Genomic DNA, 21127 nt, shown 5'->3' with positions numbered 1-21127 from the left:
GCGACGCGGCGCGCCGGATGATCGTAGGAAAGGCCGTCCGCCTGCCCCAGGCCGCTCGCCGGGGGGAGCTCCCCATGCAGTACGAGATCCGTGTCGAGGGACATCTGTCGGAGACGCTTTCCGAGGCGTTCCCGGAGATGGATCACGTGCTGATCTCCGGCCAGACCATCCTGTTCGGCCCGGTCGTCGACGAGGCGCATCTGTACGGGCTGCTGGCCCGCTGCCGGTCACTGGGGCTGCGCGTCGTGGAGATGCGCCAACTGCCGGAACAGCCATGAGGACGCCGAGGAAGCGGCACTACTGCCGGAAAGCCCCGAGGACATCGCTGGAGCTGCCGGGAGGATCACCCGCCGGGGGTGACCCGCGGGAGGCCGGCGCACGGGACGCTGGAGGCCGGGAATCCACCCACCGTCCCGTCGGCGGTCCGGCAGTGGCCCGCTCGACCGCGTGAGGAGGAACCATGACCGAATCGCATGGTTCGGCATCGCCCACCGGGCCGGACCCCTGGCACAAGGGCTCGGCTTCCGCACCCCCGGGTGACCCCACGGTGCTGCTGGACCGAGTCGGCGCCTCCTGGACCTGGCTCCTCGGCTCGGCCGTCGCGACGCTGGTCCCGGGCATCCTGGTCCTGGTCTGGCCGGATGAGACCCTGCACGTCCTGGCGGTTCTCCTCGGTCTCTATCTGCTCGTGATCGGCCTGTTCCGGTTCGTGTCGGTCTTCGGCCACCGGGAGCAGGGCAACCGGTTCGCCGCCCTGCTGATCTCGGTGATCTACGTGCTGGCGGGCGTCCTGTGTCTGCGGAACCCGATGCAGACCATCGCCGCGCTGTCCCTGATCCTCGGCGTCGTCTGGCTCGTGTCCGGGGTGCTGACCGCGTACACGGCCCTCGCCAGCAGGGACCTGCCGCACCGCGGCTTCGTCCTGTGCGGGGCGGCGATCGGCATCATCGCGGGCATCGTCGTACTGGCCCTGCCGACGGAGTCGGCCCGTGCCCTGACCCGGCTGCTCGGCCTGTGGATGGTGCTGATCGGTCTGGTCGAACTGGCCGTGGCCTTCGCCTGGCGGGCCGCCCTGCGCAGGGCGGTCTCGGCCGGGCCACGTGACCCGGCCTCCCCTTACTGAGTGGGGCGAGGCCGAGACGGAGGAGGCCGAGCACGCCCGGCTGTACGTACGCAGCCGCCCGAGATTCCTTGAGTTGTACGGAAGGCCGGGCATACTCGTGACTCCCCTGCCTGGGCGCCGGCCGGATCATCCGGCCGGCGCCTCGTCGCGCACCCGAATCCGTGGGCCGGCCGATGAGCAGGCGCGTACGGAGCGGACGTAACAAAGGGCATGCCGACATTCATGGCCAGCAGGCACGACGACCGCGTGCCGGTGAACAGCGCGGTGGCGCCGCCGGGACTCCTCGAACGGCTGCGGCGGCGCAAGCGGGCCGTGTTCGTGGTGGCCGTGGTCCTGCTGCTGGTCCAGATGGCCGTCGCCATGGTCAGTACGGCCGTGGAGCAGACGCCGACGATCGACGAGCCCGTGTACGTGGGCACGGCGACGGTCTACGTCCAGCAGCACGACCTGCGGTACAACCCCGAGCATCCGCCGCTGGGCAAGCTGATCATCGGGAGCGGGCTGCTGTTCGCGCACCCGCACCTCGACCCCGCGTTCAAGGGCGACCAGACGGAGATCGGGCGGCATCTGCTGTACGAGTCCGGCAACGATCCCTGGCGGGTGATGCTGTGGGCACGGTTGCCGGTGATCGTCCTGACGCTGTTTTTCGGTCTGGTCGTCCTGGCGTTCGCCCGTGAACTCGCGGGCCGGGCGGGCGCGTTGGTGGCCCTCTCGCTCTACGCGTTCTCGCCGGACGTGATCGCGAACGGTTCACTGGCCACGCTCGACGTGCCGGCGTCGGGGTTCCTGCTGACGTCGGTGTGGCTGGTGTGGCGGGCCAGGCGGCGGCCGTCGCTGTACCTGCCGCTGTCCGCCGTGGCGCTCGGCGCGACGGTGGCGACGAAGATGAGCATGCTGCCGGCCGTTCCGGTGCTGCTGCTCCTCGCGGTCGTGTCCGTGTGGCACGCGGGCCGCCCTGCCCCCGCCACCGCTCCGTGGAGCGACACGCGGGCGAAGGCCCGGCTGCTCGGACTGGGTGCGGCGGCCGCGGCCGGGATGGCTCTCGTGGCTGTCGCGGTGGTGTGGGCGACGTATCTGGCCGTCGATCCCCGGCTGCGCTGGACGGCGCCCGCGGACCTGCCCCCGGTGCACGGGCTGCGCGCGCTGCTCATCGACCACCTGCCCGTCCCCCAGCCGTACCGGGACGGGATGCGGGTCCAGTTCGGCTTCGAGAACACGACCTGGCAGGGCTTCCTCTTCGGCCACCTCTACCGGGGTTCCCTCTGGTACTACCTGCCGGCCGCGCTGCTGGTGAAGACCCCGCTCGGCATGGCGGCGCTGTGGACGGCCGGTTCGGTCACCCTGCTCGCCGTGCGCCGGCTGCGGCCCGCCGCCCCCTACCTCCTGGTTCCTCCGGCGCTGCTGCTGGCTTCGGCGATGACCGGCTCGCGCGATCTCGGCGTGCGCTACGCCCTGTTCATGCCGGTGTTCCTCGCGGTGGCGGCGGGCTGTGCCGTCGTCCTGCGCCGGCGCTGGTCGGGGTGGGCAGGGATCGTGACGGCCGTCCTGGTCCTGTTCGTCGCCGTCAGTTCGCTGCTGACGTACCCGTACTACCTGCCGTACGCGAACGAGGCGTTCGGCGGCACGGAGAAGACCTATCTGCGGCTGCACGACTCGAACGTCGACTGGGGCCAGGACCTCGGCCGGCTCGCCGACCGGCTGGAGGGGCAGTACCCGCACGAGAAGGTGTGGCTCGTGTACAAGGGCGCCGGTGTGCCGTCCGCCTACGGCATCGAGGCCGCCGATCCGCGCACGGTGCCCGCGGACCGGGTGCACGGGCTGCTCGTCGTGTCCGACACCTCGATCGACAAGGCCGACGCCCGGCTGAAGGCCCTGCTCGCCACGAGCCGGCGGGTGGACGAGGTCGGCCACTCGATCACCCTCTTCCGGAGGCCGTGAACCGGCCCGAGGTCACCGGTGAGGGGTGACGCAACCCGCCCTCACTCCACCGGCGTTGCGCACCCCGCCGTCGCTCGCCCGGCGTGCCGCGTCCCGCCTCACTGGTCCGGCGTGAGGAGGTCCAGCACCCGCTCCCACCGGAACTCCATCGGCCCGCCGTCCTGTTGGGCCTCCCCGGCGTACGGGTCGCCGAAGCGGACGCCCATCCGGCGCAGCCGCTCGACACTCGCGCGGTAGGCGGGGTGGGCCGCCAACGCCTCGTTCACACAGGGCAGTACGGCGATCGGGACGCCGAGTCCGTAGGCCTCGCACAGCGTTCCCAGGGCGAGGGTGTCGGATATGCCCGCCGCCCACTTGTTGACGGTGTTGAAGGTGGCCGGCGCGAGGGCCACCGCGTCCGGTGCGGGGAAGGGACGCGGGTCGCCGGGGGCCCGCCAGGCCGAGCGGATCGGGCGGCCGGTCAGCTCCTCGACCGCCGCCGCGTCGAAGAAGCCGAGACCCTGGGGCGTGGCGATGACGCCGACCTCCCAGCCCCGCTCCCGCGCCGCGGTGATCAACGTGCCGATGCCCTCGGCGACGCCCGCAGCACAGACGACGACGTAGAGGAAGGGCTTCTCGGTGGGTTCGCTCACATGGGAACCCTAATGAGGATCCGGTGCCGCCACCGGAGGGGGAGGTCGCCCCTGCCGACCGGAGGGGGAAGGCCGCCCCTACCGAAGAGGGAAGGTCTCCCCGCGTTCCGACTCCGGGCGCGGACCGAGGATCCGGCGCTCCTTCTCCTCGATCGGCACGTCGTCGATGGAGGCCTCGCGCCGGGTCATCAGACCGTGCTCGTCGAACTCCCACAGTTCGTTGCCGTACGAGCGCCACCACTGGCCGTCCGCGTCACGTGACTCGTACTGGAAACGGACGGCGATGCGGTTGCCGTCGAAGGCCCAGAGGTTCTTGCGCAGGGCGTACTCGCGCTCGCGGGCCCACTTGTCCGTGAGCAGCTCGACGATCCGGGCGCGGCCCGTGACGAAGGTGTCCCGGTTGCGCCAGACCGAGTCCTCGGAGTAGGCGAGCGAGACCTTGTGCGGGTCCCGGGTGTTCCAGGCGTCCTCGGCGGCCTGGACCTTCTGGAGTGCGGTCTCGCGGGTGAAGGGCGGCAGGGGCGGACGGTCGGTCATCGGACTCCTCGGCGCACAGACATGGAGATACGCATGCGCATCCGGTCGAGATCGTGCGAGAACGATCGTTCTCCTTCTCTTCCGGCTAACATAGAGAACGACCGTTCTCACGTCAAGGAGTCCTCCGCATGGACAGCACGACCGCCCGGGACCAGGCTCTCGAGCACACCCGGGAGCAGGCGCTCGACGCGGCGGAGGAGCTGTTCTACGGCCGCGGCATCCAGGCCGTCGGGATGGACGACATCCGGAGCGCCTCAGGCGTCTCGCTCAAGCGGCTCTACCAGCTGTTCCCGGCGAAGGAACAGCTGGTGGAGGCCTACTTGGAGCGGCGCGATGCCCGCTGGCGGGCGATGCTGGCCGAGTACGTCGACTGGGAGGGGGACCCCGGTCGGAGAATTCTGGCCGTCTTCGACTGGCTGGGCCTGTGGTTCGCGGAGCCCGGCTTCCGCGGCTGCGCGTGGATCAACGCGTACGGCGAACTCGGCGCCACCTCGGAGGGGGTATCCGCGCAGGTCCGTGCGCACAAGGCGGCCTTCAGGGCGTATCTGACCGGGCTCGTGACCGCGGGAGGGCTGCCCGCCGCGCTGGGCGACCACCTGTTCCTCCTCGCCGAGGGCGCCATGGTCACGGCGGGCATCACCCTGAGCACCGAGCCCGCCGCCCAGGCGCGCGCGGCCGCCCAACTCCTGCTGTCGACAGCGCAGTAGAGCCGCGCATCAGGCGGCGCGCTCCGCCCCGGCGGCACCGGGGCCGCGCTTCAGGCGGCGTGCTCCGTCACCGTGATGGCCCCGACCGGGCAGGCCCGTACCGCCTCCCCGAGCATCGGGTCACCACCGCCGTCCGCACGGCCCGGCAGCAACGCGCTGAATCCGTCGTCGTCCTGGGTGAAGACGCCCGGGGCGGCGAGGGCACACTGACCCGCACCGATGCAGACGTCCTTGTCGATCGCGATGCCGACGCTCATGACCTCGAACTCCTCACCAGGTCACGGGGAGTTCCAGCATCCCCTGGATCGTGTCTCCGGGCTTGAACGCGATGGCGTCGGCGGGGGCGGCGAGCCGCAGACCGGGAAACCGGTCGAAGAGCGACAGCAGCGCGATCTCCATCTCGGCCCGGGCGAGATTCTGGCCGAGGCACTGGTGGATGCCGAAGCCGAACGCGACATGATGCCGGGCCGAGCGGCGCCAGTCGAGGGCGTCGGGTTCGGGGAAGGTGTGCTCGTCACGATTGATGACGGACGTGGAGAACACCACGCCCTCGCCGACGCGGATCGTCGTCCCGGCCACCTCGATGTCCTCGGTCGCCACTCGCAGCAGCCCGTCCGCGATGGACAGGAACCGCAGCAACTCCTCGACGGCGGCGGGCATCAGGGCCGGTTCCGCCCGCAGTTCGGCGAGCTGTTCCGGATGCCGGAGCAGGGTGAAGGTGCCCAGCGAGATCATGTTCGCCGTCGTCTCGTGCCCGGCGACGAGCAGGATGGTCGCCAGCGAGATCAGCTCCTGCCGGTCCGCCTTTCCCTCGCGCAACTGATCGTGGATGAGCTCGTCGAGGAGTCCGTCCCCGGGATCCTTGCGCTTGCGGTCGATCAACGAGCCGAAGTAGGCGTCCAGTTGGTCGCGGGCGTCCTCGATGTCGGCGGCGGCCGGGCCACGCAGCAGCCGGCGGGACTGGGCCTCGAAGAAGTCGTGGTCCCCGTACGGAACGCCGAGGAGGGCGCAGATCACCATGGAGGGCACGGGGAGCGCGAAGTCGTTCACGAGCTCGGCCGGCGGGCCCTGTTCGGCCATGCGGTCGAGCAGCCGGTCGACGGTCTCCTGGATGCCCGGGCGCAGGGCGCCGATCCGCTTGAGGGTGAAACTCGGTACCAGCATGCGGCGTTGGACGTGGTGCTCGGGATCGTCGACGCCGAGCAGCGCGACCCGGCGGTTGCGCGTCGCCGCGAACCGCTCGGTGATCGCCGGGAACGCCGGCTGCGTGCGGTCCGAGGACAGCCGCGGGTCGGCCAGGAGGTCACGGGCGACGCCATGACCGGTGACCACCCAGACTCGACGCCCGTCGAACAGGGAGAGCCGCGAGAGCGGACGCCCCTCACGCAACGGCGCGTAGGCGGCGGGCGGGTGATAGGGACACGTCCTGTCCTGCGGAAAGGCGACCGCTGGAGACGGGACGGCCGGAGGCCCGGACACCGAAGGCCGGACCGGAGACTCGGACACCGGGGGTTGGACCGGAGACTCGGATGCCGGAGGTTGGACCGGCGGGGGTTGGATCGGCGGGGGTTGGGTCAGGGGGGCTTCTGTCATGAGTGACCTCACAGGCGACGGTTCCCTCTTGCCGATCTTCATTAGATGCCCCAGGCACCTATACGGCCACGCGAAGTTCGGCCAGATGAGCCGTTCGCACGATCTGGCCGAAGAGCGGTGGGCCCGCCTCCGGTTTCCGCCGGATTCCCGCCCCGTCGGGCACGCGCCGGCTCGCTCATGGCTCGAACCCCCCAGACCACCCCTTCCGAAAATCGGTTGCGCGGGCGCGTCCGGTGGCCCGAACATCGGCCCATGTTCACGATCGAAGCCCTCCTGCCGCCGACCTCCACCGCCGTTCGTCCGGTGCGGGTCCAGCAGCAGCCCGGCCGACCGCGGAGGCCCGAGCTTCCCCGGTCGTGACCGCCGCGCTCGTCGCGGGGCTTCTCGCGGGCTACGGCATCGCCGTGCCCGTCGGAGCGGTCGCGACCTACCTCGTCTCCCTCACCGCTCGTACGTCCCTGCGGACCGGCGCCTCGGCCGCGCTGGGCGTCGCGACGGCCGACGGACTGTACGCCCTCGTCGCCGCCCTCGGCGGTGCGGCGCTCGCCGCCGAGCTCCAGCCGGTCCTGCTCCCGCTGCGCGGGGTCTCCGCGCTGGTCCTCGCCGTGCTGGCGGTCCGCGGTGCGATCGGTGCGGTCCGTCAGTACCGCGAGCGGCGGCTCGCCGAGCGGACCGGGCAGGATCCCCCGCACCCGGCCCGCGCCTACCTGGCTCTGCTGGGGATCACCCTGCTCAACCCCACCACGGTCGTCTACTTCGCCGCGCTGGTGCTCGGCAGCCGTACGGCCGAGGCGGTGCGTCCGATGGAGCAGGGGGTGTTCGTCCTCGCCGCGTTCGCCGCGTCCGCGAGCTGGCAGCTCCTGATCGCCGGGGGCGGCGCGCTGCTCGGCCGGACCCTGACGGGACACCGGGGACGACTGGTGACGGGACTCGTGTCGAGCGGCGTCATCATGCTCCTGGCCGTACGCGTGCTCCTGGCCCCGCCCTGAGATCCCGGGGCCCGTCACAGGTGTGCGCCCGGTGCGCCCGGCGGGGATCGGCCCGGCACGGGAAGCCACGCGGGGCGGCGGTGCGGAAGATTCGCGTCCGCACTGGTGTTGAATCGTGCCGAGACACGACCAGTCGACGCGACGATGGGACGGAAGTCATGCCGCTTGAGGGCGAGTACGAGCCCAGCCCCACGCAGTGGGTGCGGGACCAGGTGGAGTTGTACGAGAGTTCCGGTGGGACCAAGGGCACGACGCTGATGGACACCGGAATGCCCGTCATCATTCTCACGACACGCGGGGCCAAGAGCGGCAAGATCCGCAAGACCCCGCTGATGCGCGTCGAGCACGACGGGCGCTACGCGGTGGTCGCGTCGCTCGGCGGTGCCCCCAAGCACCCGGTCTGGTACTACAACGTCACGTCCGATCCCCGCGTCGAGCTCCAGGACGGGCCCGTGCGCAAGGAGTTCACCGCCCGGGAGATCACCGGCGACGAGAAGACCCAGTGGTGGGAGCGCGCGGCCGCCGCGTACCCCCCGTACCTCGACTACCAGAAGAAGACCGACCGGGAGATCCCCGTCTTCGTGCTGGAGCCGACCGACTGACACCAGGACTCACCCGCGCACGGGGAGGGGCCGTACCGCCACACACGCCGGTACGGCCCCTCCCCGTGCTCCACCGTGACCACGGCCACCACACAACGCTCCCGGATGTCCGCATCGGTGTGCTGTGCATGAGCGGCCGCGCGTCGGGCACCCGGACGTCAGGCCCCGCCGCGTTCCCCCGTCGCGGCGGGGCTGTCCGCTGTCGCGTCGCCGGCGTGTTCCCGGTCGCTCGCCCCGCTCTCGCCGCGGCGCGCGGCCGCACGCGCCGCTCGGGCGTCGGTCACGTCGAGGAAGATCTGGTCGGCCTCGGGGAAGGTGTGGGCGACCGAGCGCTTGATGCGGACGGCGACCTCCTCGACCTCCTCGCTGTCGAGCCCCGGGACCAGGTCGATCCGGGCGGCCACCAGTGTCGAGTCGAGGCCCAGTTCCATGGTCAGCAGCGCCTCGACGCTGTCGATCTCGGGCTGCGCCTTCAGCAGTTCACGGATCCGTCCGCTCTGTTCCTCGTCGACGGCCCGTCCGATGAGCTGCTCGCGCGCGTTGCTGCCGAGCCAGAAGGCGATGCACACGAGGAGCAGCCCGATGGCGAAGGAGGCGGAGGCCTCCCACACGACCTGGCCCGTGACCATGTGGAGCACCATGCCGACGATCGCGAGGCTCACGCCGAGCACCGCCGTGCCGTCCTCGGCGACGACCGTGCGCAGGGCGGGGTCCCGCATGGCCTCGGCGCCTCCCTGCCCGCGTACCTGGTGGAGCGCCCGCAGCAGTGAGCCGCCCTCGGCGAGCAGCGCTACCGCGAGCACCGCGATGCCCACCAGGTAGCCCCCGAAGGATTCGTCGGCGCCGTTGCGCAGGGCCTCGAAGCCCTGGAAGAAGGAGAAGCAGCCACCCATGACGAAGATGCCGACGGCCGCGAGCAGTGACCAGAAGAACCGTTCCTTGCCGTAGCCGAACGGATGTCTGCGGTCGGCGGGGCGGCGGCTGCGGCGGAGCGCGGCCAGCAGGAACACCTCGTTCATGCTGTCCGCCACGGAGTGCGCCGCTTCCGAGAGCAGCGCGGGCGAACCCGCGATCAGGCCGCCGACCGCCTTGGCCACGGCGATCAGCAGGTTGGCGCCCAGTGCCACGATCACGGTGACCCGGGTTCCGCTGTCCGAGCCGTCCTCCTTCTGCCGCCGCTGGCGCGTCGCAGGGCCGTGGTCCGTCGGTTCCTTCGTTTCTTCACCGCTCACACCGGCCGGTTTCCCCTGGCTCTCCACCTCACACCGTGCCGGCCGACAGAATCGGACCGAGGGGTACGGGGGCCGCGCATCGGGCACCCGTACCCGGTGGGAGAGGCCGGCGCGCGTCCGCGGCCTCGGGAACGAAGAAGGAGCCTCAGGTGTCCAAGAAGCAGAAGAAGCGCCAGTTGTCGCTGGCCTACAAGCCGATCGGCTTCGTACTGAGCTGGGCCGGAGGCTCCCTCGCCGGACTGGCCTTCCAGAAGACCTGGATGGCGATACGTCACGAGGAGGACGCCCCTGACGCCCTGGACAAGGAACGCGGCTGGGGCGAGGTGCTGCTCGCCGCCGCGCTCCAGGGCGCGATCTTCGCTGTCGTCCGCAGTGCGGTGGACCGCACGGGTGCGAAGGCCATCGAGCGGTCGACGGGCGTGTGGCCCTCCCCCGACAGGTCCGGCCGCGACTGAGGAGGGCGAGGACCGTTCAGCCCTGTTTGGGGGCCGTCGACCGTGCGCAGCGCAGGGTGAACGTGTGACCGGCCGGGTCGGCGTAGCCGCGTTCCTCGTACGGGCCGGACGCGTCCTTGGTGTCGAGCGGCCGGCCGCCCAGGCCGACCACCACGCGTTCCGTCTCGTCGAGGTCGTCCACATGGAAGTCGATGTGGGCCTGGAAGGCGTTCTCGGGACGCGGCCAGCTCGGTGGTGTGGCGTTCACGTCCCGCCGGAAGGCCATGCGCATGCCGTCGGTGCCCTTGATCTCGACGCGGTTCGCGCTCGCGTCCGTCTCCTCGGCGTCGAGCAGTTCCTTGTAGAAGGCGGCGAGCTTCTCGGGCTCGGCGCAGTCCAGCACCACGACGGCTGCCCTGACCAGTGCCATGTTTCCTCCGTGAGGGGTTCCGGGACGACGGGGCGGCATCCGGCCGCCGCTGCCCTGCCGTCCCGGGTTACCCCGTCGGGGGAATTCAGTCGGCCAGGAGCCACGCGCCGTCCCGCATGAGGTCGCGTCCGGCGAGTTCGTCGGCCTCGCGCCAGGCCTGCACCCGCTGCGGCGTGACGCTGAAGTACTGGTAGGGGGTGGTGAGTCGGCGCGGATCGAAACCCGTCCTGGTGGCGAACGCGTCGCCGGTTCCGGCCGGCAGTTCATCGGCTTCGAGGGTCCGGGTGGTGCCGTCGATCATGACCACGTCGCGGGTCGGCCCGGTGGAGCGGGCCTCGGTGTGACGGGACGGACGGGCCGAGGTGCGACGACGCGGCAGAGCGACGGGCCGAGCCTCGGTGCGACGGCAGGGCCGGGCTCAGGGGGACGGGTCGGGTGGGCGCGGCGGGGCTCCCGTCGTGTCCGCGCCTCCGGTGATCTCCGCGAGCCGGGCCGCCGCCGCGCTCAGCAGCATGTCGAGCGCCGTCGGATAGGCGCTGTGCCGCATGTCGGCCAGCAGATGGCGGGCCGTCGCCGCGATGTTCGGGTGGCTGTCGGCGGGGAGCCGGGCGTACTTCGCCCGCCATACGCCGGCCTCGGCCTCGCGTGCGGCCCGGGGCAGGGCGACACTCGCCGCGTCCAGGGCGGCGAACGCGAGCGCCTGGTCGACGAAGGCGTGGTAGATCCGTACGGCCTCGGGGTCGGGGAATCCGGCGCCGCGCAGCACACCGATGATCGTCTCCACCGCCGCGATCTCGTGGACCCGGCCGGTCACCCGGTAGGAGCTGAGCACGGCGGCCTGTGGATGGGCGAGGGACCCGGAGTGCACGCGCAGGCCGAGGTCCCTGAGGTCGGCGCGCCAGTCCCCCGTGGGGTGCCAGGTGCGCAGCGTCCGGCCGATGAGCTCGTCGGCGATGGCGAGCAGCAGATCGTCGGTGTCGCGGAAATAGCGGTAGAGGGCGCTGGGGTCGGCACCGAGGGCGAGGCCGAGGCGGCGGACGGTGAGCGCGTCGGCGCCGTGCTCCTTGAGCAGCCGCAGGGCGGTCTCGACGATCAGTTCCTCGGAGAGGACGACGCCGGTCTTGGTGGGACGTCTGCGCCGCCGGGCGGCGGACGGGACGACGCGGTCGTTCGTGGACGTCATGGTGTCTCCCTCCGGTCCGGGCACCTTATGTCAACAGCGTTGACCTGTTAAGGCCCCGGGCAGTTTCATTTCCGGTCATCGGGCCGGAATCAGGCCCCGGGTGCGATCGGAGCAGGCCATGACGCAGAAGCCGTACGGTGTGGATCCCCCGTCCTTGCGCAAGACGCTCGGCGTGATGGACGGAATCGCCATCGCCGCCTCCAGTACGGCGGCGACGACCAGCATCGGCATCGGCCTCGGGGTGACGGCCGGGGTGGTCGGGCTGCATCTGCCCGCGATCATGCTGCTGGCCTTCCTGCCGATCCTCGGGATCGCGGGCGCCTTCTCCCGGCTGAACCGGGTCGAGCCGAACGCGGGCAACGGCTATGTGTGGGTGGGCCGTTCGCTCAGTCCCTGGCTGGGGTTCCTGGTCGGCTGGGTGAGCATCGTGGCCACGGTGGCGTTCCTCGCGTACACCACGGCGGTGACCGGTTCGGCGATGATCCAGCTCGCCGGCGAGGCGGGCCTGCACACGGTGGCGGGCCTGGTGCTCGATCCGGGCTCGACCGCCCAGACGACGGCCGTGGGCGTGCTGGTCCTCGTCGCCGTCACCCTCACCGCGGTGACCGGGGTCAGAAGCGCCGCGCGGCTCCAGGGCGGGCTGCTGGTCTTCGAGTACGTCGTCCTGCTGGGCTTCTGCGGATACGGCATCGTCACCGGCACGCACCCCTTCAGCCTGGGCTGGTTCGACCCGTTCGAGATCCCGTCGGCGACGGCGCTGGCGCAGGGGCTGCTGCTGTCGGTGTTCTGTTACTGGGGCTTCGAGTCGGCGTTCAGCGTGAACGAGGAGGTGCGCGATCCGCGGGACGCCTCGCGGGCCGGGACCATCACGCTCGTGACCATGCTGGGGCTGTTCGTGCTCGGCTCGGTGGCCTTCCAACGCGTGCTGTCCGAGGACGAGTTGGCCGGGCACGGCGCCGAGGGGCTGGCCTTCCTCGGGAACCGGCTCGCCGACCAGCCGCTGGCCGCGCTGCCCCTGGTGGCGCTGATGTTCTCGGCGGTCGCCTCGCTGCAGGCCGGGGTGATCCCGACGGCGCGCGGGATGTTCGCGATGAGCCGGGACCGTACGCTCGGGCCGGTGTGGTCCAGGGTCAGCGCCCGGTACGGGACCCCGGCGATCGGCACGCTGCTGATCGGTGCGATGGCCGTGGTCGTGGCCACGCTCTCGCTGGTGATTCCCCGGCTCGGCGACATGATCATGGCGACGGTCAACGCCGTCGGGATCGTCGTGGCGCTGTCGTACGCGCTGATCGCCCTCGCGGCGGCCGCCCGGTTCCGCGGACTGCTCCGCGAGGACTGGAAGGAGGGCATACGCGCGGTCGTCCTCCCCACCCTCAGCGCCGTCGCGCTGCTCGGCCTCGGCGGCTATCTCGCCTGGTCCTTCTACACCTCGACCGACCACCTGGAGGTGAGCGCGGACAACGGCTGGTTCCTGCTGCTCGCCCCCGGCGTCATGATCGCCTCGGGCTTCCTGGCCGCCGCGTGGGCCAAGTGGGTCCGCAAATCCCCGTACTTCACCACGGGACACGGAACCGACGCCGACGCGCCCCACCTTCTGGCCACCCTCAACTGAAGCGACCGAGATCCCTGGCCACCCCGAACAAGGAACGGAACCATGCACGCTGACCTTCTCTTCACCGGCGGCCCGGTGTTCACCCCCGAGGGCCGCGCCGCGACCGCGGTGGCCGTCACCGGCGAGCGGATCACCGCCGTCGGGAACTCCGAGGTCCATGAGCTGATCGGCCCGGGCACCGAGGTCGTCGACCTGGCCGGACGACTCCTGCTGCCCGGGTTCCAGGACGCGCACGTCCACCCGGTCCCGGCGGGCCTGGAACTCACCCAGTGCGACCTCACCGGCGCGAAGACGGCAAAGGACACCGTGGCCGCCGTCCGCGCGTACGCCGACGCCCATCCCGAGCGGGAGTGGATCACGGGCGGCGGCTGGTCCATGGAGGCCTTCGCGGGCGGCACGCCGACGAAGGAGCTGCTGGACGCGGTCGTACCGGACCGGCCGGTGTACCTGCCCAACCGGGACCATCACGGTGCCTGGGCCAACAGCCGCGCCCTCGAACTCGCCGGTGTCACCCGGGACACGCCCGACCCGGCCGACGGGCGCTTCGAGCGGGACGCGTCGGGTGAGCCCACCGGCATGCTGCAGGAGGGGGCCATGCAGTCCGTCGGCCGCCTCACCCCCGCGGCCACACCCGCCGACCGGCTCGCCGCGCTGCTGCACGCCCAGCGGCATCTGCACGCGCTCGGCATCACCGCCTGGCAGGACGCGATCGTCGGCACCTTCCTGGGCATGGAGGATCCGTCCGAGGCCTACCTGACGGCGGCCAGGGACGGTTCGCTGACCGCGCGGGTGGTCGGCGCGCTGTGGTGGGACAGGGCGCGCGGCGCCGAACAGATCCCCGAACTCGTCGAGCGCCGGGCCGCGTTGGAGCACGGCAGGTTCCGGGCGACCAGCGTCAAGCTGATGCTGGACGGGGTCGCCGAGAACGGCACCGCCTCGCTCATCGACCCCTATCTCGACAAGTGCGGCTGCGCCACGGCGAATCGGGGCAAGAGCTTCATCGATCCGGCCCATCTGCCCGCCTATGTGACCGAGTTGGACGCGCTCGGGTTCCAGTGCCACTTCCACGCGCTGGGCGACGGGGCCGTACGCCACGCCCTGGACGCCGTGCAGGCGGCGCGGAAGGCGAACGGGCCGAGCGACACGCGTCCGCATCTGGCGCATCTCCAGGTCGTGCACCCCGACGACGTGCCCCGCTTCGCGCGGCTCGGCGCCACGGCGAACATCCAGCCGCTGTGGGCCGCCCACGAACCGCAGATGGACGAGCTGACCATCCCGTTCCTCGGGCCCGAACGGGCCGCCTGGCAGTATCCGTTCGGTTCGCTGCTGCGCTCCGGCGCACGGCTGGCGGCGGGCAGCGACTGGCCGGTCAGCAGCCCCGACCCGCTCCAGGGCATCCATGTCGCGGTCAACCGGGTGAGCCCGGACGAGCCGGGGCCGGTATTCCTGCCGGCCGAACGCATCGATCTGACGGCCGCGTTGACGGCGTACACCGCGGGAACGGCGTACGCGAACCACCTCGACGACACCGGGAGCGTGCGGGTGGGCGCCCTCGCGGATCTCGTCGTCCTGGACCGCGACCCCTTCGCGGGACCGACGGAGGCGATCAAGGAGACCGGGGTCGCGCTCACCTACGTCGGAGGGGAGCGCGTGTACGCGGCACCGGACGCCTGACCCGACCGGCCCGGCTCGGCCGGCCTCGCCTCGCCCGGCCCGGCTCGGCCCCGACCAGCCGTCGTCGCTTCTTGGACAGTCGTCCAGCTATAGTGGACACCTGTCCAAGAAATCACGAGGCGAATCGGGGTCTGCCGACGATGGAAACGGTCGCGAACGTGCTGGTGGGGCTGGTGGCCGCGCTGCACGCGTACATCCTGGTGCTGGAGATGTTCCTGTGGGAGAAGAAGCCGGGGCGGGGACTTCACGGGCTCGACGCGCAGATGGCCCGGGCGACCGCGCCGCTCGCCGCGAACCAGGGGCTCTACAACGGGTTCCTGGCCGCGGGCCTGGTGTGGGGGCTGATCGCGGCGGACCCGACCGGCCGTGACGCGCAGATCTTCTTCCTGTGCTGTGTCATGATCGCGGGCGTGTACGGATCGGTCACCGCCAACCGCCGGATCCTGTTCGCCCAGGCCGTGCCGGGCGCACTCGCCCTCGCCGCCGTCCTGCTCGCGGGATGACGCCGGACGACCCGCGGGCCGCCCGGACCCGCGCGCGGCTGCGGCAGGCGCTGCTGGAGGAGTGCGCCGAGCATCCGCTGGAGGAGATCGGGGTCGCCGCGCTGGTGCGGCGGGCCGGGGTCGGCCGGGCCACCTTCTATGTGCACTACGCCGACCTGGAGGCGCTGGCGGTCGACGCGTGCGCCGATGTCGTACGGGAGGCCGTGGAGGCGCTGCACGCCTGGCGCGGCCGCCCCGACCCGGTGTCCGCGCCGCCCGCCCTGCGCGCCTTCTTCACCGAACTCGCCCCGCACACCGGTCTCTACCGCGCGCTGCTGAGTCCGGGCGGCGGCGGCCCGCTGGGCCGCGTGCTCCACCGCGACCTGCGGGCCCGCAGCCTGGCCGAGCGCACCCTCGCGGGGGCACCGGACGCCCCGCTCGTCGCCTCCGCCGTGGCCGCCACCTTCGCGGGCGTCCTCGCGGACTGGCTGCACGGCCTGCTGGAGGGCACCCCCGACACGGTCGCGGACCAGGTCTGGCAACTGCTCGTCGCCCTGCACATGAGCCGGTGACGCTCAGGGCCGTCCACGCCATCGGGGTGCCCGCTGGCACGGCTCGCCGGGAACGTGGGCGGGTGACAGAACGCGCCGGTCTCCGGACGCGGTGGCCGGCCCTGGGCGACGACGGCGTGACCGACCGTTCGCCGGTCAGCGTGCGGTCTGGAAGGTACGGCGGTACGTCTGGGGCGAGACGCCGATCGTGGCCTGCAGGTGCTGGCGCAGGGAGGCTCCCGTCGCGAAGCCGACCTCGCCCGCGATCCGGTCCACCGGCAGATCGCTGGCCTCCAGCAGATGGCGGGCACGGGCGACCCGCTGCTGGACGATCCAGCGGCCGGGGCTCAGGCCCACCTCGTCGTTGAAGCGGCGGGCGAAGGTACGCAGGCTCATCCCGGCGTGGGCGGCGAGATCGGTCAGGGTCAGCGGGTCGCCGAGGCGCGTCAGCGCCCAGTCGCGGGTGGCGGCGGTGCTCGCCGTCGAGGGCTCCGGCACGGGCCGCTCGATGTACTGGGCCTGGCCGCCCTCGCGCAGCGGCGGGACCACGCAGCGCCGGGCCACCTTGTTGGCCAGTTCGCTGCCGTGGTCGCGGCGGACGATGTGCAGGCAGATGTCGATGCCGGACGCGGCGCCGGCCGAGGTGAGGATCTCGCCGTCGTCGACGAACAGGACGTCCGGGTCCAGGTCGACCCGCGGGAACATACGCCGGAACTGGTCCGAAACGCACCAGTGCGTCGTCGCCCGGCGTCCGTCCAGCAGCCCGGCGGCGGCGAGCACGAACGCGCCCGTGCAGATGGAGACGATCCGGGTGCCCGGACGGATGAAGGCGAGCGCGGCGGCGGCCTCGTCCGAGAGGGCGGCGGTGACCCGGGCCGGGGTGACGGCCGCGACGACCACCGTGTCCGCCGTGCGCAGCACCTCGGGACCGTGGTCGACGGTGACGGAGAAGTCGGCGTCGGTGCGGACCGGTCCTCCGTCGACGGTGCAGGTCACCACGTCGTAGCGGCCGTCCGCCGCGCCGAAGATCCGGCTGGGCATGCCCAGCTCGAAGGGATAGACGCCGTCGAGCGCCAGGACCACGACCCGCTCCACATGCTGCATGGCACGATCCTATCGAAGGTTGGCGATTCTGCCATTTCCCCGTGGAGCGCACCCCGGCAGGCTGGTTGACCATGAACACTATGAACACGATGCGAGCCATCGGCCAGAACGTCCTCGGCGGTCCCGAGGTTCTTGAGGAAGTGACCCTGGAGCGGCCCGCGCCGCGGGCGAACGAGATCCTGGTCCGGGTACGGGCCGCCGGGGTCAATCCGACCGACTGGAAGCACCGCGCGACCGGAGGATTCCTCGGCGAGCCGCCCTTCGTCCTCGGCTGGGACGTGTCCGGCGTGGTCGAGGCGACCGGGATCGGCGTCGCCCACGTCAGGCCCGGGGACGAGGTCTTCGGCATGCTGCCCTACCCCTACGGCCACGGATCGCACGCCGAGTACGTGACCGGTCCCGGGCGCGCCTTCACCCTGAAGCCGTCGGTGATCGACCACACGCAGGCCGCCGCGCTCCCGCTGGTCTCCCTGACCGCATGGCAGGCGCTGACCGAACGGGCCGGCGTGCGGCCGGGGCAGCGGGTGCTGATCCACGCGGCGGCCGGCGGGGTCGGCCATGTGGCCGCGCAGATCGCGAAGGCCCTCGGCGCGTATGTGATCGGCACCGCGAGCGCGGGCAAGCACGACTTCCTGCGGTCCATCGGCGTGGACGAGCCGATCGACTACACCGCCGTCGACTTCACCGAGGCCGTGCGCGACGTCGACGTCGTACTGGACACGATCGGCGGCGAGACCGGCATGCGCTCGCTGCACGTGCTGCGCCCCGGCGGCGTGGTCGTCTCCATCCTGCCGGTCGGGACCGACGAGTTCTACGAGGAGGCCGAGCGGCTCGGGGTCCGCGCGGTGCGGATGCTCGTCGACGCCGACCAGGCCGGAATGCGGGCGGTCGCGGACCTCGTCGAGAAGGGCGCGCTGCGCCCCACCGTCGCCGAGACCTTCCCGTTGGCCGATGCCGCGAAGGCGCACGCCCTGGGCGACACCGGCCGGACCACGGGGAAGCTCGTCCTGGTGGTCGACTGACGGCCGGGGTCGGCCCGCACCGATGGCCAACTCGCCGCACACAGCGAAGACATATGTCAATCGAACATGCTGGAATTCACTTCAACGAGGGTAACTTGCAGAGCAAGGAACGGTTTTCCATCCACCGGTGCCCGGGGTCGTGTCCAGTGGTCACATGACGTATCGTCGCCCCGGCCCCCGGTGACCCTGCCCTCCTGCCTTCGGGAGCAGGTCAACAGCCGGCTGGAGGTGATGTCCGCGTGGCGAGCGACCCCGTACCGTCCACCAGGCATCTGCGTATCCACCACGACCAAGGTCATGTGGTGCTGGAGCTGCACGGGGAGATCGATCTGCTCGCCGCGACGGAGATCGCCCCGCTCCTGGACGCGGTGACCTCGGACCCGGCACCGCAGGTCGTCATCGACCTGCGGTGCGTCGAGTTCTTCGACTGCTCGGGCCTGCGGCTGCTCTACCGCGCCAGACGTCGCGTCATCGAGCGGGGCGGCCGGCTGCACCTGGTCTGCACCCATCCGCTGACGCTCCGCATGTTCCGGCTGACCGGGCTCTCGCGGGTACTGCCTCCCTCGGCCTCGCCGGAGGAGGCGCTGAGCCGCCCGGAGGCCGTTTCGGACGCGCTCTGAGCAGCCCGTCCGCCCGGTCCGCTACTCCCGGATCCTCGTGACCTGCCCGGCGCCGACCGTCCTGCCGCCCTCGCGGATGGCGAACTTGAGCCCTTCCTCCATCGCGATCGGCTGGATCAACTGCACCTCCATGGTGGTGTTGTCGCCCGGCATGACCATCTCCGTCCCCCTGGGCAGGGTCACGACTCCGGTCACGTCCGTCGTGCGGAAGTAGAACTGCGGGCGGTAGTTGTCGAAGAACGGCGTGTGCCGGCCGCCCTCGTCCTTGGAGAGGATGTAGGCGCGCGCCTCGAACCGGGTGTGCGGGGTCACCGAACCCGGCTTGATCACCACCTGCCCCCGCTCCACGTCCTCGCGCTTCACCCCGCGCAGCAGCAGCCCGACGTTCTCGCCCGCCCGGCCCTCGTCGAGGAGTTTCCGGAACATCTCGACGCCGGTGACGGTGGTCCGGGTCTTCTGCTCGTGGATGCCGATGATCTCGACCTCACTGTTCACCTTGAGCACCCCGCGTTCGATCCGGCCGGTGACGACCGTGCCGCGGCCCGTGATCGTGAAGACGTCCTCGATCGGCAGCAGGAACGGCCGGTCCACATCGCGCACCGGTTCCGGCACGAACGCGTCGACGGCCGCGAGGAGTTCGAGGATCGTCGCGCTCCACTCCGGGTCGCCCTCCAGCGCCTTCAGCGCGGACACCCGGACGACCGGGACGTCGTCGCCCGGGAACTCGTACTCGCTGAGCAGCTCGCGCACCTCCAGCTCGACGAGTTCCAGGATCTCCTCGTCGTCCACCATGTCCGTCTTGTTGAGGGCGACCACGATGTACGGGACGCCGACCTGCCGGGCCAGCAGGACGTGCTCCTTGGTCTGCGGCATCGGACCGTCGGTCGCCGCGACCACGAGGATCGCGCCGTCCATCTGCGCGGCCCCCGTGATCATGTTCTTGATGTAGTCCGCGTGCCCCGGGCAGTCGACGTGCGCGTAGTGCCGGTTCTCCGTCTGGTACTCGACATGGGCGATCGAGATCGTGATGCCGCGCTGCCGCTCCTCGGGCGCCTTGTCGATCTGGTCGAACGGCGTGAACGGGTTCAGATCGGGGAAGCGGTCGTGCAGCACCTTGGTGACGGCCGCCGTCAACGTCGTCTTGCCGTGGTCGATGTGCCCGATGGTGCCGATGTTCACATGCGGCTTGGTCCGCTCGAATTTCGCCTTGGCCACTGCGAGCCCTCCTGATCACCTGGGTGACGCCGAGCGTTGCTCCGCGGCTTCCCGGCCGGGCACGGCAGCCGCTCGTCGTGACCGAGCGGTGGGGAGGGAAGTTCCGCTCCCTCCTGTCTATTCGTTCCGCGGCGCGTCGAACAGGGCGCTGACGGACTCACCGTTGTGAATGCGCCGCACCGCCTCCGCGAGCGCCGGGGCGATGGACAGCACGCTGAGTTTCTCCGTGTGCTCCTCGACGGGGATGGGCACGGTGTTCGTGCAGACGATCTCCAGCACGTCGGGCTGTTCGCTGAGCCGCTTGAGCGCGCCCGCCGCGAACAGCCCGTGGGTGCAGGCGACCCTGATCGACCGCGGCCCCAACTCGCGCAACCGCTCCAGGAGTTCGAGGACCGTGCTGCCCTTGGCGATCTCGTCGTCCAGCACGATGACATCGCGTCCGGCGATCTCACCGATGACGGAGCTGATGCTCACCCGGTCGTCGGCGAACCGCTGCTTGGCACCGGCGGCCACCTGGGCCCCGATGAGCCGCGCGAACGCCGCGGCCTCCTTCGCGTTGCCGAGATCGGGCGAGACCACCGTCGTACGCGACAGGTCGTTGGCCCGGAAGTGCACGGCCAGTTCCCGCAGGGCGTGCAGATGGTCGACCGGCACCGAGAAGAAGCCGTGCACCTGCGGGGAGTGGAGGGTCATCGCGAGGACACGGCTGGCACCGGCCGCGACCAGCAGATCCGCCACGAGCCGGCCGCCCATGGAGATCCGGGGCATGTCCTTTTTATCCGAACGAGCGTACGAATAGTGGGGCATGACCACGGTGATCCGCCCGGCGGAGGCACCGCGCGCCGCGTCGCACATCATCAGCAGCTCGACGAGATGCTCCTGCACCGGGGTGACCAGCGGCTGCACGAGGAAGACGTCACGCTCGCGACAGTTGGCCTGGAGCTGGACCTCCAGGCAGTCATTGGCGAACCGGCTGACCCGGGTCGGGCTGAGGGGCACACCGAGGTGCGCGCAGAGCTCGGCCGCAAGCTCGGGATGGGCACTACCGCTGAACACGGCGATGTCACGCACGACCGCTCCTCGCATGATCGAACCGGGTTGCGTCGCCGGTTGGCAAGATCGTCCCGGAGTGCGTACCTCATGCTACTGGGCACCTTTCGGGCCTTCGACCGGGGGATTTCCGGTTGCGGATCCGGTCGCGGGGTGCCGGGCCGGTCCCGTGCACCGTCCGCCGGGAGGCCGTGCCTGACCGCCCGCCCCTCAGGACGTACGCCCCGGAGCGCCGGGCACGGGGGCCGGGGCTCGGCGTCCCGGGTGTCCCGGGCGTCCCGGCCACCCCGTCGACCCGCTCCCCCGCCCTCCCGCGGACGGCACTCCGGGCTCCCGGCGGCCGAATCCATCCGCCAACCGGTCGGCCTGCCAAGGGGCTTGAGGGGTACAAGGACGG

General features: G+C 71.4%; 24 protein-coding genes. 13 read left to right on the top strand and 11 right to left on the bottom strand.

All coding sequences use genetic code 11. The features are described from left to right. The first annotated feature begins 74 nt into the window (after positions 1–74). The 3 genes from ACIQRL_RS25830 (at position 75) to ACIQRL_RS25820 (ending at position 3061) form a co-directional block, all read left to right on the top strand. On the top strand, positions 75–278 hold the full coding sequence (locus tag ACIQRL_RS25830) for a hypothetical protein (protein WP_261707285.1): 204 nt from the start codon (positions 75–77) through the stop codon (positions 276–278). A gap of 182 nt (positions 279–460) precedes the next feature. Further along, on the top strand, positions 461–1123 hold the full coding sequence (locus ACIQRL_RS25825) for an HdeD family acid-resistance protein (RefSeq protein WP_401335678.1): 663 nt from the start codon (positions 461–463) through the stop codon (positions 1121–1123). Positions 1124–1345: 222 nt separating this feature from the next. Beyond that, positions 1346–3061: an ArnT family glycosyltransferase gene (locus tag ACIQRL_RS25820; RefSeq protein WP_401335675.1), complete on the top strand. Its 1716-nt coding sequence runs from the start codon at positions 1346–1348 to the stop codon at positions 3059–3061. A 98-nt stretch (positions 3062–3159) separates the two neighbouring features. Here ACIQRL_RS25820 and ACIQRL_RS25815 read toward each other — a convergent pair whose 3' ends face one another. Together ACIQRL_RS25815 and ACIQRL_RS25810 are read right to left on the bottom strand one after the other, a co-directional pair. Further along, complete coding sequence (locus tag ACIQRL_RS25815; protein WP_401335672.1) at positions 3160–3693, bottom strand: flavoprotein; 534 nt, start codon at positions 3691–3693, stop codon at positions 3160–3162. Between the two features lie 78 nt (positions 3694–3771). Further along, positions 3772–4230 carry a nuclear transport factor 2 family protein gene (locus tag ACIQRL_RS25810; protein ID WP_401335669.1) on the bottom strand — a complete coding sequence of 153 codons (459 nt, stop codon included), beginning with the start codon at positions 4228–4230 and terminating at the stop codon, positions 3772–3774. A gap of 128 nt (positions 4231–4358) precedes the next feature. Between ACIQRL_RS25810 and ACIQRL_RS25805 the strand changes: the two genes are divergently transcribed. Further along, positions 4359–4937, top strand: a complete 579-nt coding sequence (locus tag ACIQRL_RS25805) for a TetR/AcrR family transcriptional regulator (RefSeq protein WP_401335667.1) — start codon at positions 4359–4361, stop codon at positions 4935–4937. Between the two features lie 50 nt (positions 4938–4987). On the opposite strand, the gene ACIQRL_RS25800 is transcribed toward ACIQRL_RS25805, so the two are convergent. Both ACIQRL_RS25800 and ACIQRL_RS25795 read right to left on the bottom strand, forming a co-directional pair. Further along, complete coding sequence (locus tag ACIQRL_RS25800; RefSeq protein ID WP_401335666.1) at positions 4988–5194, bottom strand: ferredoxin; 207 nt, start codon at positions 5192–5194, stop codon at positions 4988–4990. 13 nt (positions 5195–5207) lie between these two features. Further along, a complete protein-coding gene (locus tag ACIQRL_RS25795; RefSeq protein WP_401335663.1) occupies positions 5208–6443 on the bottom strand; it encodes a cytochrome P450 in 1236 nt (411 codons plus the stop codon). 443 nt (positions 6444–6886) lie between these two features. Between ACIQRL_RS25795 and ACIQRL_RS25790 the strand changes: the two genes are divergently transcribed. Together ACIQRL_RS25790 and ACIQRL_RS25785 are read left to right on the top strand one after the other, a co-directional pair. After that, the gene (locus ACIQRL_RS25790) at positions 6887–7519 is read left to right on the top strand and encodes a LysE family transporter (RefSeq protein WP_401335660.1); all 633 of its coding nucleotides are present in this window, start codon (positions 6887–6889) and stop codon (positions 7517–7519) included. 158 nt (positions 7520–7677) lie between these two features. Further along, the gene (locus ACIQRL_RS25785) at positions 7678–8121 is read left to right on the top strand and encodes a nitroreductase family deazaflavin-dependent oxidoreductase (RefSeq protein ID WP_401335658.1); all 444 of its coding nucleotides are present in this window, start codon (positions 7678–7680) and stop codon (positions 8119–8121) included. A 158-nt stretch (positions 8122–8279) separates the two neighbouring features. On the opposite strand, the gene ACIQRL_RS25780 is transcribed toward ACIQRL_RS25785, so the two are convergent. Continuing rightward, a complete protein-coding gene (locus ACIQRL_RS25780; protein ID WP_401335655.1) occupies positions 8280–9353 on the bottom strand; it encodes a cation diffusion facilitator family transporter in 1074 nt (357 codons plus the stop codon). A 149-nt stretch (positions 9354–9502) separates the two neighbouring features. On the opposite strand from ACIQRL_RS25780, the gene ACIQRL_RS25775 reads away from it, so the two are divergent. Next, positions 9503–9808 carry a DUF4235 domain-containing protein gene (locus ACIQRL_RS25775; RefSeq protein WP_401335652.1) on the top strand — a complete coding sequence of 102 codons (306 nt, stop codon included), beginning with the start codon at positions 9503–9505 and terminating at the stop codon, positions 9806–9808. Positions 9809–9824: 16 nt separating this feature from the next. Here the strand turns inward: ACIQRL_RS25775 and ACIQRL_RS25770 are convergent, their stop codons facing one another. The 3 genes from ACIQRL_RS25770 to ACIQRL_RS25760 form a co-directional block, all read right to left on the bottom strand. Next, complete coding sequence (locus ACIQRL_RS25770) at positions 9825–10217, bottom strand: VOC family protein (RefSeq protein ID WP_401335650.1); 393 nt, start codon at positions 10215–10217, stop codon at positions 9825–9827. Positions 10218–10302: 85 nt separating this feature from the next. Beyond that, positions 10303–10518 (bottom strand): hypothetical protein, encoded by a 216-nt coding sequence (locus ACIQRL_RS25765; RefSeq protein ID WP_401335647.1) that lies wholly within the window; start codon positions 10516–10518, stop codon positions 10303–10305. A 117-nt stretch (positions 10519–10635) separates the two neighbouring features. Next, positions 10636–11400: a TetR/AcrR family transcriptional regulator gene (locus ACIQRL_RS25760; protein ID WP_401335644.1), complete on the bottom strand. Its 765-nt coding sequence runs from the start codon at positions 11398–11400 to the stop codon at positions 10636–10638. Between the two features lie 118 nt (positions 11401–11518). Here ACIQRL_RS25760 and ACIQRL_RS25755 point away from each other — a divergent pair, with 118 nt between their 5' ends. The 4 genes from ACIQRL_RS25755 (at position 11519) to ACIQRL_RS25740 (ending at position 15740) form a co-directional block, all read left to right on the top strand. After that, on the top strand, positions 11519–13012 hold the full coding sequence (locus tag ACIQRL_RS25755; protein ID WP_401335641.1) for an APC family permease: 1494 nt from the start codon (positions 11519–11521) through the stop codon (positions 13010–13012). 42 nt (positions 13013–13054) lie between these two features. Further along, positions 13055–14686, top strand: a complete 1632-nt coding sequence (locus ACIQRL_RS25750; RefSeq protein WP_401335640.1) for an amidohydrolase — start codon at positions 13055–13057, stop codon at positions 14684–14686. A gap of 140 nt (positions 14687–14826) precedes the next feature. Further along, positions 14827–15189: a DUF1304 domain-containing protein gene (locus tag ACIQRL_RS25745; protein WP_401335637.1), complete on the top strand. Its 363-nt coding sequence runs from the start codon at positions 14827–14829 to the stop codon at positions 15187–15189. After that, a complete protein-coding gene (locus ACIQRL_RS25740; RefSeq protein WP_401335634.1) occupies positions 15186–15740 on the top strand; it encodes a TetR/AcrR family transcriptional regulator in 555 nt (184 codons plus the stop codon). Before ACIQRL_RS25745 ends, ACIQRL_RS25740 begins: the two co-directional genes overlap by 4 nt. Before the next feature lie 135 nt (positions 15741–15875). Here ACIQRL_RS25740 and ACIQRL_RS25735 read toward each other — a convergent pair whose 3' ends face one another. Then, positions 15876–16823: a GlxA family transcriptional regulator gene (locus ACIQRL_RS25735; RefSeq protein ID WP_401335632.1), complete on the bottom strand. Its 948-nt coding sequence runs from the start codon at positions 16821–16823 to the stop codon at positions 15876–15878. Positions 16824–16894: 71 nt separating this feature from the next. Here ACIQRL_RS25735 and ACIQRL_RS25730 point away from each other — a divergent pair, with 71 nt between their 5' ends. Then, the gene (locus tag ACIQRL_RS25730; protein ID WP_401335629.1) at positions 16895–17845 is read left to right on the top strand and encodes an NADP-dependent oxidoreductase; all 951 of its coding nucleotides are present in this window, start codon (positions 16895–16897) and stop codon (positions 17843–17845) included. Positions 17846–18084: 239 nt separating this feature from the next. Continuing rightward, complete coding sequence (locus ACIQRL_RS25725) at positions 18085–18465, top strand: anti-sigma factor antagonist (RefSeq protein WP_401335626.1); 381 nt, start codon at positions 18085–18087, stop codon at positions 18463–18465. A 21-nt stretch (positions 18466–18486) separates the two neighbouring features. Here ACIQRL_RS25725 and tuf read toward each other — a convergent pair whose 3' ends face one another. Both tuf and ACIQRL_RS25715 read right to left on the bottom strand, forming a co-directional pair. Next, complete coding sequence (gene tuf / locus ACIQRL_RS25720; protein WP_401335624.1) at positions 18487–19680, bottom strand: elongation factor Tu; 1194 nt, start codon at positions 19678–19680, stop codon at positions 18487–18489. Between the two features lie 117 nt (positions 19681–19797). Beyond that, positions 19798–20751 carry a ribose-phosphate diphosphokinase gene (locus ACIQRL_RS25715; protein ID WP_401335621.1) on the bottom strand — a complete coding sequence of 318 codons (954 nt, stop codon included), beginning with the start codon at positions 20749–20751 and terminating at the stop codon, positions 19798–19800. Positions 20752–21127: the final 376 nt, after the last annotated feature.

This window comes from Streptomyces sp. NPDC091209 (genome assembly GCF_044757755.1).
Taxonomy (GTDB): domain Bacteria; phylum Actinomycetota; class Actinomycetes; order Streptomycetales; family Streptomycetaceae; genus Streptomyces.
This window is presented reverse-complemented; position numbering and strand designations above follow the sequence as displayed.

Coding starts and splice junctions, on each gene's coding strand:
- ACIQRL_RS25760 (WP_401335644.1), bottom strand. CDS start 11,400: ATGACGTCCACGAACGACCGCGTCGTCCCGTCCGCCGCCCGGCGGCGC.
- ACIQRL_RS25765 (WP_401335647.1), bottom strand. CDS start 10,518: ATGATCGACGGCACCACCCGGACCCTCGAAGCCGATGAACTGCCGGCC.
- ACIQRL_RS25820 (WP_401335675.1), top strand. CDS start 1,346: ATGGCCAGCAGGCACGACGACCGCGTGCCGGTGAACAGCGCGGTGGCG.
- ACIQRL_RS25785 (WP_401335658.1), top strand. CDS start 7,678: ATGCCGCTTGAGGGCGAGTACGAGCCCAGCCCCACGCAGTGGGTGCGG.
- ACIQRL_RS25830 (WP_261707285.1), top strand. CDS start 75: ATGCAGTACGAGATCCGTGTCGAGGGACATCTGTCGGAGACGCTTTCC.
- ACIQRL_RS25740 (WP_401335634.1), top strand. CDS start 15,186: ATGACGCCGGACGACCCGCGGGCCGCCCGGACCCGCGCGCGGCTGCGG.
- ACIQRL_RS25735 (WP_401335632.1), bottom strand. CDS start 16,823: ATGCAGCATGTGGAGCGGGTCGTGGTCCTGGCGCTCGACGGCGTCTAT.
- ACIQRL_RS25750 (WP_401335640.1), top strand. CDS start 13,055: ATGCACGCTGACCTTCTCTTCACCGGCGGCCCGGTGTTCACCCCCGAG.
- ACIQRL_RS25810 (WP_401335669.1), bottom strand. CDS start 4,230: ATGACCGACCGTCCGCCCCTGCCGCCCTTCACCCGCGAGACCGCACTC.
- ACIQRL_RS25755 (WP_401335641.1), top strand. CDS start 11,519: ATGACGCAGAAGCCGTACGGTGTGGATCCCCCGTCCTTGCGCAAGACG.
- ACIQRL_RS25730 (WP_401335629.1), top strand. CDS start 16,895: ATGAACACTATGAACACGATGCGAGCCATCGGCCAGAACGTCCTCGGC.
- ACIQRL_RS25805 (WP_401335667.1), top strand. CDS start 4,359: ATGGACAGCACGACCGCCCGGGACCAGGCTCTCGAGCACACCCGGGAG.
- ACIQRL_RS25800 (WP_401335666.1), bottom strand. CDS start 5,194: ATGAGCGTCGGCATCGCGATCGACAAGGACGTCTGCATCGGTGCGGGT.
- ACIQRL_RS25770 (WP_401335650.1), bottom strand. CDS start 10,217: ATGGCACTGGTCAGGGCAGCCGTCGTGGTGCTGGACTGCGCCGAGCCC.
- ACIQRL_RS25745 (WP_401335637.1), top strand. CDS start 14,827: ATGGAAACGGTCGCGAACGTGCTGGTGGGGCTGGTGGCCGCGCTGCAC.
- ACIQRL_RS25825 (WP_401335678.1), top strand. CDS start 461: ATGACCGAATCGCATGGTTCGGCATCGCCCACCGGGCCGGACCCCTGG.